The organism is Streptomyces sp. AN091965, from assembly GCF_022698285.1.
Classification (GTDB): Bacteria; Actinomycetota; Actinomycetes; order Streptomycetales; family Streptomycetaceae; genus Streptomyces.
In genome coordinates this window covers 5,478,274-5,490,928 of the sequence record NZ_JALDMY010000001.1, presented here as the reverse complement: position 1 = coordinate 5,490,928, position 12,655 = coordinate 5,478,274, and the positions used below count along the sequence as shown (strand labels likewise).

At 71.6% G+C, this 12,655-nt stretch carries 13 protein-coding genes; 7 read left to right on the top strand and 6 right to left on the bottom strand.

The window, feature by feature from the left end; all coding sequences use genetic code 11:
• Window positions 1–79: 79 nt before the first annotated feature.
• The 4 genes from MQV74_RS23275 to MQV74_RS23260 all read right to left on the bottom strand — a co-directional run bounded on the left by MQV74_RS23275 (window position 80) and on the right by MQV74_RS23260 (window position 3,777).
• Window positions 80–1,162, bottom strand: coding sequence for a hypothetical protein (locus tag MQV74_RS23275; protein ID WP_242720576.1), 1,083 nt, complete (start codon window positions 1,160–1,162; stop codon window positions 80–82).
• Window positions 1,163–1,321: 159 nt separating this feature from the next.
• On the bottom strand, window positions 1,322–2,284 hold the full coding sequence (locus MQV74_RS23270; protein ID WP_242720574.1) for an ABC transporter substrate-binding protein: 963 nt from the start codon (window positions 2,282–2,284) through the stop codon (window positions 1,322–1,324).
• A gap of 75 nt (window positions 2,285–2,359) precedes the next feature.
• Window positions 2,360–3,040, bottom strand: coding sequence for an ABC transporter permease (locus tag MQV74_RS23265; protein WP_138961108.1), 681 nt, complete (start codon window positions 3,038–3,040; stop codon window positions 2,360–2,362).
• A complete protein-coding gene (locus MQV74_RS23260; protein ID WP_242720572.1) occupies window positions 3,037–3,777 on the bottom strand; it encodes an ABC transporter permease in 741 nt (246 codons plus the stop codon). Before MQV74_RS23260 ends, MQV74_RS23265 begins: the two co-directional genes overlap by 4 nt.
• A 308-nt stretch (window positions 3,778–4,085) precedes the next feature.
• Here MQV74_RS23260 and MQV74_RS23255 point away from each other — a divergent pair, with 308 nt between their 5' ends.
• Window positions 4,086–5,243 (top strand): ABC transporter ATP-binding protein, encoded by a 1,158-nt coding sequence (locus tag MQV74_RS23255; protein WP_242720570.1) that lies wholly within the window; start codon window positions 4,086–4,088, stop codon window positions 5,241–5,243.
• A 69-nt stretch (window positions 5,244–5,312) separates the two neighbouring features.
• Here the strand turns inward: MQV74_RS23255 and MQV74_RS23250 are convergent, their stop codons facing one another.
• A complete protein-coding gene (locus MQV74_RS23250; protein ID WP_242720568.1) occupies window positions 5,313–6,446 on the bottom strand; it encodes an alpha/beta hydrolase in 1,134 nt (377 codons plus the stop codon).
• Window positions 6,447–6,726: 280 nt separating this feature from the next.
• Between MQV74_RS23250 and MQV74_RS23245 the strand changes: the two genes are divergently transcribed.
• From MQV74_RS23245 to MQV74_RS23220, 6 genes are all read left to right on the top strand, one after another.
• Entirely contained in the window at window positions 6,727–8,544 is a 1,818-nt protein-coding gene (locus MQV74_RS23245; RefSeq protein ID WP_242720566.1) for a phosphatidylglycerol lysyltransferase domain-containing protein, read from the top strand.
• A 30-nt stretch (window positions 8,545–8,574) separates the two neighbouring features.
• The gene (gene folP, locus MQV74_RS23240; RefSeq protein WP_242720564.1) at window positions 8,575–9,468 is read left to right on the top strand and encodes a dihydropteroate synthase; all 894 of its coding nucleotides are present in this window, start codon (window positions 8,575–8,577) and stop codon (window positions 9,466–9,468) included.
• Window positions 9,469–9,650: 182 nt separating this feature from the next.
• Window positions 9,651–10,094, top strand: coding sequence for a nuclear transport factor 2 family protein (locus MQV74_RS23235; protein WP_374120789.1), 444 nt, complete (start codon window positions 9,651–9,653; stop codon window positions 10,092–10,094).
• Between the two features lie 176 nt (window positions 10,095–10,270).
• Window positions 10,271–10,630: a dihydroneopterin aldolase gene (gene folB / locus MQV74_RS23230; protein ID WP_138961101.1), complete on the top strand. Its 360-nt coding sequence runs from the start codon at window positions 10,271–10,273 to the stop codon at window positions 10,628–10,630.
• Window positions 10,627–11,223: a 2-amino-4-hydroxy-6-hydroxymethyldihydropteridine diphosphokinase gene (gene folK, locus MQV74_RS23225; RefSeq protein WP_242720560.1), complete on the top strand. Its 597-nt coding sequence runs from the start codon at window positions 10,627–10,629 to the stop codon at window positions 11,221–11,223. Before folB ends, folK begins: the two co-directional genes overlap by 4 nt.
• Before the next feature lie 60 nt (window positions 11,224–11,283).
• Complete coding sequence (locus MQV74_RS23220) at window positions 11,284–11,772, top strand: DUF3180 domain-containing protein (RefSeq protein WP_242720558.1); 489 nt, start codon at window positions 11,284–11,286, stop codon at window positions 11,770–11,772.
• Between the two features lie 243 nt (window positions 11,773–12,015).
• Here the strand turns inward: MQV74_RS23220 and folE are convergent, their stop codons facing one another.
• The gene (gene folE, locus MQV74_RS23215; RefSeq protein ID WP_138961098.1) at window positions 12,016–12,621 is read right to left on the bottom strand and encodes a GTP cyclohydrolase I FolE; all 606 of its coding nucleotides are present in this window, start codon (window positions 12,619–12,621) and stop codon (window positions 12,016–12,018) included.
• Window positions 12,622–12,655: the final 34 nt, after the last annotated feature.

Sequence of the window (12,655 nt, the reverse complement as noted above, 5' to 3'; positions counted from 1 at the left end):
CTCCCACCCGAAACTCCTCAGCTTCGACGCCCGAGCCCGGCGCAGAGCGCTCGCGGGTGGGTCCCCAGCGGCCCTCTGCTCAGGCGCGCAGCGCCGTGCGGAGGCCCTTCAGATCGATCTGCTCCGTCTCGTCGTGGGCGGTCAGGTCGATGACCTGGCCCACGCCGCGCTCCGCGTCGGTCGTCGCGTCCGACGGCTTGAACTCGGCTTCGGCCTCCGCCTTGTGGACCGCGAGGGCCTCCTCGCCCACGACGTCGGCGAGGTCCTCGTTCTGCACGGCGTCGAGGGCGGCCGGGGCCGCGCCCTTCGTGCCGAAGAAGTCGAAGCCGCCCTCTCCGGCGGTCCTGCGGACCTGCGCGGGCGGCACGACGGCTGCCGCGGCCGGAACCAGCAGGTGCGCGCCGGTCGCGCGCTCGTGGCCGTCCACGGCCTCGTCGGCCGCCGCAGGCTCGTCGGCCGCCTCAGCGGCCTCAGGGGTGCTCAGCTCGTTGTCGTCCGCCGCGTCCGCCACGGCCTCCGGGGCGTCGGGAGTGCCGGAGGCATCGGAGGCGTCGAGGTCCTCGACGGCCTCGGGCTCGGCTTCGGTATCGCCGCTCCGTCCCGCCAGGCGCTCGAGCGCCGCGTTGGCCCGCTCGTACAGCGAAGCCTCGGACGTCTCGTCCTCGGAGTCCTCCGAAGAGGCCGCCGGGAGCGCCCGCGTGGACGTCGTGGCCTCGATGGCGAGCAGCCGCCGCCCTTCGAGGGCGCTGGCCCGCTCGGTCTCCGCCGTCGCGTACCGGCGCAGCAGCGCGGCGTGTTCGTTGCGCAGCGCGGCCAGTTCCGCCCGCTTGGAGCGCAGCTTGTTCTCCAGCTTGGAGCGCAGCTCACGCGCCTCGTCGAGGTCGGACTCGCACTCCGCTATGCGCTCCTCGTAACGCCACTCCTCGCTCGCGCGCGCCCTGCCGAGCTCCGCGACCCGCTTGCCCGCGGCCCGGTCCCAGCGGCGCATGACGACGGAGCCCAGGACGGCGCTCGCGGCCGCGGCGGCGGCGAGCCCGCGCAGGACGACGGGTTCCGCGAACAGCCAGGCGCCGCCGGCCGCAGCGAGGGAGAAGCCTGCGACCGCCGACGGAGGAAGCAGCCTGTGCAGTGGTGGGGAATGGCGGTGACGTCCACGTGGCATGGCCAGAAACTTACCGCGCGTAGGCGAAGTCTGGTGCCCCGCCCGCCAAAATCCCGGTGCCCCCACCACAACTCCCCACCCCGCCGAGCCACTTCTTCTCCGACCGGCCACTCCACCGCCTCCGGCCGGATTCCGCAACCCGGCACGCGATCTCCGCGCTTACTTCTCGATCAGGCCCTTGGACTTCAGATAGTCCTTCGCGACGTCGCCTTCCTTCTGGCGCTCCTCGTCGACCTTGCGGTTCAGTTCGATGAGATCGTCCGTCGTGAGCGTCTTGGTGAGCTTGCCGAGGGCGTCGGCTATCTCCTTGTCGCCCGCGGACTTCTCGTTCACGACGGGAAGGATGTTGTCGGCGTTCTGGAGCTTCTTGTCGTCCTCGAGGATCACGAGGCCGAAGTTCTTCAGCGTCGCGTCCGTGGTCGTCGTCAGGACCAGTTGGTCCGTGCCGTTCTTCACGGCCTGCTTCGACTGGGTGGTGCCGACGCCCTTGGGGTCGATTCCGGCGACGTCGATGCCGTACTTCTTCTTCAGGCCGGGGGCGCAGAACGGCCGGGTCTCGCATTCGTCACCGGCGGCGATCCTGACCTTCTCGCCGGACTTGCCAAGATCCGAAAGCGTCTTGAGCTTGTGCTCCTTCGCGTAATCCTTGGTCACCGCGAACGCGTTCTGATCGACCGCGCCGCCCGCCGGAAGCACCTTGAGGCCGCGCGCCTTCGCCAGCTTGGTCAGTTCGCCGACCGTCGCGCCGAGGTCACTGGACGCGACCGGCTCGGCGTCCGAGCCGTTCTTCTTCAGGTTCAGGAATTCCGCGAGCGTGGCCGCGTATTCGGGGGTGACGTCGATGGAGCCCTTCTTCAGCTCCGGCTCGTACACCTCGCGGTTCTGCACGGTCTTCACCGACGCGTCGTATCCGGCGTCCCGCAGCACGCCCGCGTACAGCTCGGCGAGCACCTTCTGCTCGGTGAACCGCGCGGAGCCCACCACGATCGCGCCCTTGCCGCCGCCCGAGTCCTTGTCGTCCTCCAGGCTGTCGCCGCCGCACGCGGCGAGGCCCGCGCCCAGCGTCACGACGGCCGCGGCCGTCCCTGCCATCCGTCGCGCGCGACGCGTTCTGCTGTTCATCGGTGAACCACCATTCGAGAGTTTCAAGACCACAGGTGTGGAGGGAGGGAGGAGGGCCCGGGGCCCGTCAGGCGCTCAGGCACGCATACGGGACCGCCCCCGCATCGGGTCGCAGGCCCAGCCGACCGCGACGAGCACACCCTCCACGGCCAGGGCGAGCAGCGCCACCAGGAAGGCGCCCGCGACGACCTGCGGCGTGTTCTGCAGATTGAACCCGGCCGTGATGATCCGGCCCAGGCCGCCCTCGCCCGCCATCGCGGCGAGCGTCGCCGTGGCGACGACCTGCACCGCGGCCGACCGCACCCCGGTCATGATCAGGGGGTACGCCAGCGGCAGCTCGACCCGCCCGAAGACCTGACGGCCGCTCATCCCCATGCCGCGCGCGGCCTCGACCACCGAGCGGTCCACCTCGCGCATGCCCACGTAGGCGTTCGTCAGGAGCGGCGGCACGGCGAACAGGACCAGGGCGATCAGCGTCGGCACGTCCCCGTGCTCCCCGAGCGGGGTGAGCGTGAGCAGGATGAGCACGGCGAGGGTCGGGACCGCGCGCCCCACGTTCGAGATGTTCACCGCGAGGGCGCCGCCCTTGCCGATGTGCCCGAGCAGCAGGGCGATCGGCAGCGCGATGGCGCACGACACGGCGAGGCAGACCCCGCTGAAGTAGAGGTGCTCGGCGAGCCGGTGCCACACCCCTTTCTCGCCCTGCCAGTTGGCGGACGTGGTCAGCCACTCATAGGCACCGGATATCGCGTTCATACGGGCTCAGCCACCTTGCCCACACCGGGGGCCGCGTCCGCCTTGCGCGAGAAACGGCTCGTACGTATTCGATGCGCCCGGGTCCACGGGGTGAGCCGGCGCTGGAGCGCGAGCAGCAGCAGGTCGGCCGCGAGCGCGAGCAGGACGCACAGCACCGACGCCGTGAGCACCTGCGCCTTGAACTGGGTGTCGAGGCCGTCGAGGATCATCGTGCCCAGGCCGCCCTTGTCCACGATGGCGCCGACCGTGGTGAGCGCCACCGTCGAGACCGTGGTGATGCGCACGCCGGCGAGCAGGGAGGGCAGCGCCAGCGGCAGTTCGACCTCCCACAGCAGCCGCAGCGGGCCGTACCCCATGCCCTTGGCGGCCTCCCGGGCCTCCTCGGGGACCGCGCGCAGGCCCGCGAGGATGTTCCGCACGAGGATCGTCAGGGAGTACAGGACGAGGCCCGTGACCACGAGCGACGCGGACAGGCCGAAGAACGGGAGGAGCAGCGAGAACATCGCCAGCGACGGGATCGAGTACAGCACCGTCGTCACGCCGAGGATCGGCGCGGCGAGGAACCGCCAGCGCCGCGCGAGCAGGGCGAGCGGCAGCGACACCGCCACGCCTATCGCCACGGACACGGCCGTGATGCCGATGTGCTGCACCGTCGCGTCGATCAACTCCTGACTGCGCGAGCGGACGTACTCGCCGCAGATCCAGTCGTTCGTCACGAGACAGTTCCGCTTGCTCACCCGCCCCGCCTCCCCCGATTCCCCGAAGCCATGCCGATCGGGCGTGTGCTCCATCGCACACGCGCCGCGTGTCCTGTCGACCGCACAGGCCGACCCGGTGCGCGGGCCGCGTGCGCCGACCGCGCGCGGCCCCTCCACCCGGGCCCCGCACGGACCGTGACACGTGCCCAAACGCACACGTCCATCTGTCCCGCGACCCTAACGCCGAGCACTGACAATCGCCGAGACTCGTCGTGCGGGCGCAACACGGCCTTCACAGACGCGGGCGCACCATGGCCCTCTCAGCACACGCGCCACAATGGGGACTCATGATCCGGTTCGAGCATGTGACCAAGCGGTACGCGGACGGCACGATGGCCGTCGACGACCTGTCCTTCGAGGTCAACGAGGGTGAACTGGTCACACTCGTCGGCCCTTCGGGCTGCGGCAAGACCACGACGATGAAGATGGTGAACCGGCTCATCGAGCCCACCGGCGGCCGGATATTCCTCGACGGTGACGACATATCGGACATTGATCCGGTCCAACTGCGCCGCCGCATCGGCTACGTCATCCAGCAGGTCGGCCTGTTCCCGCACAAGACGGTCCTGGACAACACCGCGACCGTCCCGCACCTCCTCGGCGTCAAGCGCGCCAAGGCCCGTGAGCGCGCCGCCGAGCTCCTCGACCTCGTGGGCCTCGACCCGGCGGTGTACGGCGACCGCTACCCCGAGCAGCTCTCCGGCGGTCAGCGCCAACGCGTGGGCGTGGCGCGGGCGTTGGCGGCCGATCCGCCGGTGCTCCTGATGGACGAGCCGTTCGGCGCGGTCGACCCGGTGGTGCGCGAGCACCTCCAGAACGAGTTCCTCCGCCTCCAGCAGGCCGTGCGCAAGACCGTGTTGTTCGTCACGCACGACATCGAGGAGGCGGTCCGGCTCGGCGACCGCATCGCCGTCTACGGCCACGGCCGCATCGAGCAGTTCGACACCCCGTCGACCGTCCTCGGCGCGCCCGCCACGGAGTACGTCGCGGACTTCGTCGGGGCGGACCGGGGTCTGAAGCGCCTCTCCGTGACGCCGATCGAGGAGGGTGACCTGGAGCAGCCGCCGGTCGTGCACCTCGACGACGCGCTGCCCAGGGAGCTGGACGCCCGCTGGGCCGTCGTCCTGGACGGCGACAACAACCTGCACGGCTGGATCTCCGCGGAGCACGCACGCGTGGGCACCGGTACGGTGCGCGAGCACGCGCGGCGCATGGAGGCGTGGCTGCCGGTGGGCGCGAGCCTGAAGCAGGCGTTCTCCACGATGCTCCAGCACGACGCGGGGTGGATCGCGGTCATCGACGAGCGCAGCGAGGGGCGGTTCCTCGGGGTGCTGACCCCGGCCCGGCTGCATGAGGCGCTGCGGCGCTCGACGACGGCGGACGTGCTGGACATCGCGCGCGGAGATGTCGAGCTGGAGAGCGTGGCTTCGGTGACGGGTGGCTGAAACGGTTGCTCGGCACCCCGATGCCGAGCAACCGTTTCAGCCCTCCGGGACGGGTCCCCCTGGAGGGGGCTACCGCACGTCCGAGCCGCCCGTCAGGCGTTCGCTCATCCACACCAGGGACCCCGGGATCTCCCGTCGCCACGTGTTGAAGTTGTGGCCGCCGCTGTCGAGGATCATCGACGAGACGCGCGTCGGCGGCTTCACCTTGTCGATGAACTTCAGGGTGTCCTTGTAGTTGCCCTCGCCCTTCTTGCTGCTGCTGAGCAGCAGGGAGGTCTTCGGGGGCGGCATGTGCTCCAGGTACCACATGAGGTTGGCCTGGTTCTCCAGGTCCTTGTCCCCGTGGAAGAGGTTGCCCGTGGTGACGTCCTGGGCGGCCTTGTAGTAGCCGGACAGGCTCGCCCCGGCGCCGTACACGTCGGGGTGGTGCATCGCGAGCTTCAGCGCGCAGTAGCCGCCCGTGGAGTCACCGATGACGCCCCAGGAGTCGGGCTTCTTGCCCGCGCGGTAGTGCTGGGTGATGGCGTCCGGCAGGTCCCGGGCGAAGAAGGTCTCCGTCTGCGGGCCGCCGGGAATGTCCACGCACTCGGTGTCGCGCGGCGGTGCCACGGTCGGCCGGAGCATGACCAGGATCATCGGCTGCATCTTGCCCTGGCGGGCCTGCTTGTGGGCGGTCTGCGGGTAGTGCAGGCCCTTGATGAGCGCCTCGGCGGTCCCGGGGTAGCCGGTCAGGACAACGGCCGAGGGGAAGGTGCGGTGGCGGTACTGCGGCTGGAAGTACTCCGGCGGCAGGTACACGTACGCGGGGCTGGCGATCTTCGAGTTCCGGCCCTGCACCTGGACCTTCTGGATCTGGCCGCCGATACGGGGCGTCTCGCCGCCGGGGACGTCCACGGTCTGCGTGTCCGTCACCTTCACCGGGCCCTTCTCGCCCTTGAGCACGTCGTGGTCCACGACGACGCCCTGCTCGGTCTCCTGGCCGAGCAGATCCGCCCAGCTGGCGTAGAACCCGAACGCCTGGTTGGTGTAGAGACCGATGGAGGCGAAGACCGCGACCTGCGTGGCGAGGAGCAGCCCGACGCGCCCGGTGATGGCACGCCAGCTGCGACGTGCGAGCCGCGGCCACAGCCAGATCGTGCCGATGAACAGCAGCACGGCCAGCGCGATCGCGAGTGCCAGCACTTTGTTGCTCGTGAGACCCATGGGAAGATCCTGCCTGCGCTTTCTGCCTGTTCACTCCCGGGGGCCGGAAGGGCGGGCTCCGGACTCGGGTCAGAGCCCTGGCCCGGGTTCGGCCGGGGCTTTCCCCGGCCTTGCCATGCCTTTTCCGCCAGCTTTGCGCTGGTTTTCCGGTTCGGAGTGAACCCGTGTCCCCGAAGGACCGTCCTAGAGGGCGCAATATTGCCGGTTGCCGGATTTGGCGCCGGATCGAAGCTCTCTCGCGGAACTACGGGATGCGATGTCTGTCAGGATAGATGGGGAAATGTCGGGTGTGGTTCCAGAAGGCAAGGGTGGGCTGCGCCGCATCCTCCGCGGCCCCCGCCCCGAAGCCGTCCCCACCCTGGTCGCCAGAGCCTGTGCGCTCGTAGGGCTCCTGAACGTGGCGGCGGGGGTGTTCCCCCGCTTCCGCCACAGCCGTCTGCACACGTTCGCCGAGGTCCTGCCCGGTCTGTTCGGGCCGTTCGCGGCCGCGCTCGCGCTCAGCTGCGGCGTGCTGCTCCTGCTCCTCGCGCACGGTCTGCGCCGCAACAAGCGCCGGGCGTGGCGCGCCGCCGTGGTGCTGCTGCCGCTCGGCGCCGTGGCACAGTTCACATACCGTCACTCGTTCATCGGTGTGCTGATCCCGATCGCGCTGCTCGTCCTGCTGCTCCGGCACCGCAAGGAGTTCGCCGCGCTGCCCGACCCGCGCAGCCGCTGGCGGGCGCTCGCCAACTTCGTGGTGCTCGGCGCCGGGTCCCTCGCGCTCGGCCTGGTGATCGTCAGCGTGCACCCGGACAAGGTCGTGGGCGACCCCAGCATCTCCGAGCGCCTGATGCACGTCCTGTACGGCCTCTTCGGCGTCGAGGGCCCCGTCGACTACACGGGCCGCACCCCCTGGACCGTCGGCTTCTCGCTCGGCGCCCTGGGTCTGCTCACCGCCCTCACCACCATCTACCTGGCCTTCCGCCCGGAGCACCCGGCGGCGCGCCTCACCGAGGACGACGAGACCCGCCTGCGCGAGCTGCTCGCCAAGCACGGCGGCCGCGACTCGCTCGGCCACTTCGCGCTGCGCCGCGACAAGGGCGTGGTGTTCTCGCCGAGCGGCAAGGCCGCGGTCACGTACCGCGTCGTGTCGGGCGTGATGCTGGCCTCCGGTGACCCCATCGGCGACGTCGAGGCCTGGCCGGGCGCGATCGAGCGCTTCATGGACGAGGCCAAGGCCCACTCCTGGACGCCCGCCGTCATGGGCTGCTCCGAGACGGGCGGCCAGGTGTGGACGCGCGAGACCGGACTCGACGCCCTGGAGCTGGGTGACGAGGCGGTGGTGGAGGTCGCGGATTTCTCCCTGTCCGGGCGCGCGATGCGCAACGTGCGCCAGATGGTCAAGCGGATCGAGCGCAATGGCTACGAGACGCGCGTACGGCGCATCCGTGACCTCGGCGAGCAGGAGCTGGAGCGCATCCAGCGGGCCGCCGACGACTGGCGCGGCACCGACACCGAGCGCGGCTTCTCCATGGCCCTCGGCCGCATCGGCGACCCCTCGGACGGCGACTGCCTGATCGCGACCGCCCACAAGACCGACGAACAGCCGGGTCCTTACGGCGACTTGAAGGCCGTGCTGCACTTCGTGCCGTGGGGCAAGGACGGCGTGTCGCTCGACCTGATGCGCCGTGACCGCAGCGCCGACCCGGGCATGAACGAGCTGCTGATCGTGGCCGCCCTGCAGGCCGCCCCGCAGCTCGGCGTCGCGCGCATGTCGCTGAACTTCGCGATGTTCCGCGCCGCCCTCGCGCGCGGCGAGAAGCTGGGCGCGGGGCCGGTCCTGCGGGCCTGGCGCGGACTGCTCGTCTTCCTCTCGCGCTGGTTCCAGATCGAGTCGCTGTACAAGTTCAACGCCAAGTTCCGGCCGCGCTGGGAGCCGCGCTTCGTGGTGTACCGCTCCAGCCGCGACCTCCCCCGGATCGGCTTCGCCGCCATGCAGGCGGAGGGCTTCGTGACTCTCGCGCTGCCGCGGTTCCTGCGCCGCCGCACGGCGGGGCCCCGCCCCTGCACGCACCAGGCGGTGCGGTCGGCCGAGCAGCACGAGGTCCGCGCGGCGTAACACCCGCGCACCCGGGCCTAGGCTGGAGGCATGAGTACGTTGCGCGGGCGGGGATCGGTCGAGGGGCTCCCCCAGTGGGACCGCTGTGCGGTCATGGGTGTCGTGAACGTGACCCCCGACTCCTTCTCCGACGGCGGCCGCTGGTTCGACACCACGGCCGCCGTCAAGCACGGCGTCGACCTGGTCGCCCAGGGCGCCGACCTGGTCGACGTGGGCGGCGAGTCGACCCGTCCCGGCGCCCCGCGCGTGGACGAGGACGAGGAGCTGCGGCGCGTGGTGCCCGTCGTGCGGGGCCTGGCCGCCGAGGGCGTCATGGTCTCCGTGGACACCATGCGCGCCGCCGTGGCCCGCCAGGCGCTCGCGGCGGGCGCGGTGCTCGTGAACGACGTCTCCGGAGGGCTCGCCGACCCGGACATGATCCCCTCGGTCGCCGCCGCGGGCGCGCCGTTCGTCGTGATGCACTGGCGCGGCTTCCTCACGGACATGCACGCCAAGCCGGTGTACGAAAACGTGGTCTCCGAAGTCGTCGATGAGATCCACGCGCGCGTGGAGGCCGCGATCGCGGGCGGCATCGCCCCGGAGCGGATCGTCGTCGACCCGGGTCTCGGGTTCTCCAAGGACGCCGAGCACGACCTGGCCCTCGTGGCCCATCTGGAGCGGCTGCGCGACCTCGGCCGCCCGGTGCTCGTCGCGGCCTCCCGCAAGCGCTTCCTCGGCCGGGTCCTCGCAGGCCCCGGCGGCTCGCCGCCCCCCGCCCGCGAGCGGGACGCGGCCACGGCCGCCGTCTCCGCGATCGCCGCGCACCAGGGCGCCTGGGCGGTCCGGGTGCACGAGGTACGCGCGACGGCGGACGCGGTACGGGTGGCGCAGGCCGTGACGGACGCGGGCGCCGCGGGAACGGCCGAAGCGGCGGGCGCTCGGTGACACGCGCCAGAACGGACATCGAGCAGGTCGAGAGGGCGAACACCGCCTTCTACGAAGCCCTGGAGCGCGGCGACTTCGACAAGGTCACGGACCTCTGGCTGGATCCGGCCGACCTCGCGGACGGCACCGGAAGCGGCGGCCCGTCGAGCCTGACCAGCGCCCTCTCCCGCCTCCCCGTGGACCTGGAGGACGACGAGGACCCCGGCGCTCCCGACGGAACGGACGACGACAGCAGCGACGGCGGCGCCGACGGGTTCGGCGAGGACGCGGACGACGGCGCCGCGATCTCCTGCGTCCACCCGGGCTGGCCGGTCCTCACCGGCCGCGGCGAGGTCCTGCGGTCGTACGCGCTGATCATGGCCAACACGGAGTACATCCAGTTCTTCCTCACCGACGTACGGGTCAGCGTGGCCGGGGACACCGCCCTGGTGAGCTGCACGGAGAACATCCTCAGCGGCGGCCCGGCGCCCCGCGACGGCGACGAGCTCGGCCCGCTCGTCGGACAGCTCGTGGTCGCCACGAACGTGTTCCGGCGCACCTCCGACGGCTGGAAGCTGTGGTCGCACCACGCGTCGCCCGTACTCGCCGAGTCCGGCGACGACGAGGACGACGAGAGCCCCTCCTGAGGGAGTGGGGCCCCGCCCCGAGTGGGTAGGGGCACCGGCGGACGCCGGCGGCGAGGCCTTCCGGCGGCCCCGCGGGCGAACGCTGTCGGTGCCCGCAGGTAGATTCGAATGTGGCTGGGGTGCCGACCGCACTCGGCAGGGACCGGCCGTACCGACGACTGTCAGGAGTGATTCGCGTGGATCGTGTCGCGCTGCGCGGCCTGAAGGCCCGTGGGCACCACGGCGTCTTCCCGCGGGAACGCGAGGAGGGCCAGACCTTCATCGTGGACCTGGTCCTGGGCCTGGACACCCGTGCGGCCGCTGCCGACGACGACCTGGCGAAGACCGTGCACTACGGCATCGTGGCGGAGGAGGTCGTGGCCGTCGTGGAGGGCGAGCCGGTGAATCTCATCGAGACGCTCTCCGAGCGCATCGCCCAGGCCTGTCTGAAGCACGACGGCGTCCTGGAGGTCGAGGTCACCGTGCACAAGCCGGACGCCCCGATCACCGTCCCGTTCGACGACGTGACCGTCACCATCACCCGGAGCCGCGTATGACCCCCCACAGCGACCCCACCGTCCAGCCGGTCCCCGCCTCCGTGGTGGAGCAGGTGGACGCCGCCGACACCACGCTCTCCAACCCCCACCGCGCCGTGCTCTCCCTCGGCGCGAACCTGGGCAACCGCCTGGAGACCCTCCAGGGCGCCGTCGACGCCCTGGAGGACACCCCGGGCCTGCGCGTCAAAGCGGTCTCCCCCGTGTACGAGACGGAGCCCTGGGGCGTCGAGCCCGGCTCGCAGCCCTCGTACTTCAACGCGGTGGTGGTCGTGAAGACCACGCTCCCCCCGGCCTCGCTCCTGGAGCGCGCGCAGGCCGTCGAGGAGGCCTTCCACCGCGTCCGCGACGAGCGCTGGGGCGCCCGCACGCTCGACGTGGACATCGTGGCGTACGCCGACGTCGTCTCGGACGACCCGGTGCTCACCCTGCCGCACCCGCGCGCGCACGAGCGGGCCTTCGTGCTCGCCCCGTGGTACGACGTGGAGCCGGAAGCACGGCTCACCGGCCGCGGCCCGGTCGCGGACCTGCTCGACGACGTCACCCGCGAAGGCGTCACGCCGCGCGCCGACCTGGAACTCCGCCTGCCCGAGTAGTCGTTAGGGTCTACCGAGAAGGCGGCAGCGGGACAGAGGCAAAAAGGGGCGACCTCCGGAATGAAGCAACTGCGCGTGAGGACGCTGGCAGGTCTCTTCGTCGTCGCCGGAGTGCTCTCCTGGGCGGGCGCCCGGCTGTGGAACTCCGTGGACACGCTGCCGCGCGTGCCCCTCGCCGCGCCCATCGTCCTCGCGGTGATCGCCGTGGTGCTCCTCGCCACGGCGATCTCGCTGCGCGCCCGGCTGCGGGCCCAGCGCGAGCGGCGGCCCGGAGCCAAGGGTGTCGAGCCGCTGATGGCGGCCCGCGCGGTGGTCTTCGGCCAGGCGAGCGCCCTGGTCGCGGCCCTGGTGTGCGGGATGTACGGCGGCGTGGGCGTCTTCCTGCTCGGGTTCCTCGACATCCCCGACCGCCGCGACCAGGCGTACTACGCGGCCTTCTCGGTGGTCGCGGGCATCGGCGTGATAGCTGCCGCGTTCTTCCTGGAGCGCGTGTGCAAGCTGCCGGAGAACGGCGACGACGAGCACGGCGGCGCGGCCCCGGCGGCCTGACCCGACGACGCCGCCCCGACCACCCGGGCAGAGCCCCAGCCGCCCAGGCAGAGCCCCGGCAGCACCCGGCTGTCCCGGCGGCGTGACACGTCCCCGGCGGCGCGGCCCGGCGCCCACGCACCCCCGACGGCGCACCCCGGGCCCCCGCAAGGCCTCACCGGCCCCACAGGCGCCCGCGGCCCCCCGCAGGAGCTCCCGCTCCCCCGGAGGGCCGTTACGCCGTGTACGGGCCTCTCAGCCGCCTCAGCGCGCCAGTATCAGACTCATCGCCTCGGCCCGGGTCGTCGCGTCCCGGAGCTGGCCGCGCACCGCCGACGTCGTGGTCTTGGCACCGGGCTTGCGGATGCCCCGTACCGACATGCACATGTGCTCGGCCTCCACGACGACGATCGCGCCGCGCGCTTCGAGGATGCGCATCAGGGAGTCGGCGATCTGCGTGGTCAGCCGCTCCTGGACCTGCGGACGGCGGGCGTACACGTCGACGAGCCGGGCCAGCTTCGACAGACCCGTGATCTTGCCGGAGTCCGCGGGGATGTAGCCGACGTGCGCCACGCCGTGGAACGGCAGCAGGTGGTGCTCGCAGAGGCTGACGATCTCGATGTCCTTCACCAGGACCATCTCGTCGTGGCCCAGGTCGAACGTGGTCGTCAGGACGTCCTCGGGCTCCTGGCGGAGCCCGGAGAGTATCTCCCGGTAGGCGCGCGCCACCCGGGCCGGAGTGTCGCGCAGGCCTTCGCGATCCGGGTCCTCGCCGACCGCGATCAGCAGCTCCCGCACGGCGTTCTCGGCCCGCTTCTCGTCGAACTCGCCGATCGAGCCCTCGCCGGCCAGCGTCACGGGGTCGGTCATCTGTGCCTCGTTCCTGGTTCCTGGTACTTGCGGA

Bases quoted from the DNA above. Each gene is read 5' to 3' on its own strand.
- MQV74_RS23265 (WP_138961108.1), bottom strand. From the start codon at position 3,040: ATGAACGCGATATCCGGTGCCTATGAGTGGCTGACCACGTCCGCCAAC.
- MQV74_RS23250 (WP_242720568.1), bottom strand. From the start codon at position 6,446: ATGGGTCTCACGAGCAACAAAGTGCTGGCACTCGCGATCGCGCTGGCC.
- MQV74_RS23270 (WP_242720574.1), bottom strand. From the start codon at position 2,284: ATGAACAGCAGAACGCGTCGCGCGCGACGGATGGCAGGGACGGCCGCG.
- MQV74_RS23275 (WP_242720576.1), bottom strand. From the start codon at position 1,162: ATGCCACGTGGACGTCACCGCCATTCCCCACCACTGCACAGGCTGCTT.
- folP (WP_242720564.1), top strand. From the start codon at position 8,575: ATGAGTACGTTGCGCGGGCGGGGATCGGTCGAGGGGCTCCCCCAGTGG.
- MQV74_RS23245 (WP_242720566.1), top strand. From the start codon at position 6,727: ATGTCGGGTGTGGTTCCAGAAGGCAAGGGTGGGCTGCGCCGCATCCTC.
- folK (WP_242720560.1), top strand. From the start codon at position 10,627: ATGACCCCCCACAGCGACCCCACCGTCCAGCCGGTCCCCGCCTCCGTG.
- folE (WP_138961098.1), bottom strand. From the start codon at position 12,621: ATGACCGACCCCGTGACGCTGGCCGGCGAGGGCTCGATCGGCGAGTTC.
- MQV74_RS23220 (WP_242720558.1), top strand. From the start codon at position 11,284: ATGAAGCAACTGCGCGTGAGGACGCTGGCAGGTCTCTTCGTCGTCGCC.
- MQV74_RS23255 (WP_242720570.1), top strand. From the start codon at position 4,086: ATGATCCGGTTCGAGCATGTGACCAAGCGGTACGCGGACGGCACGATG.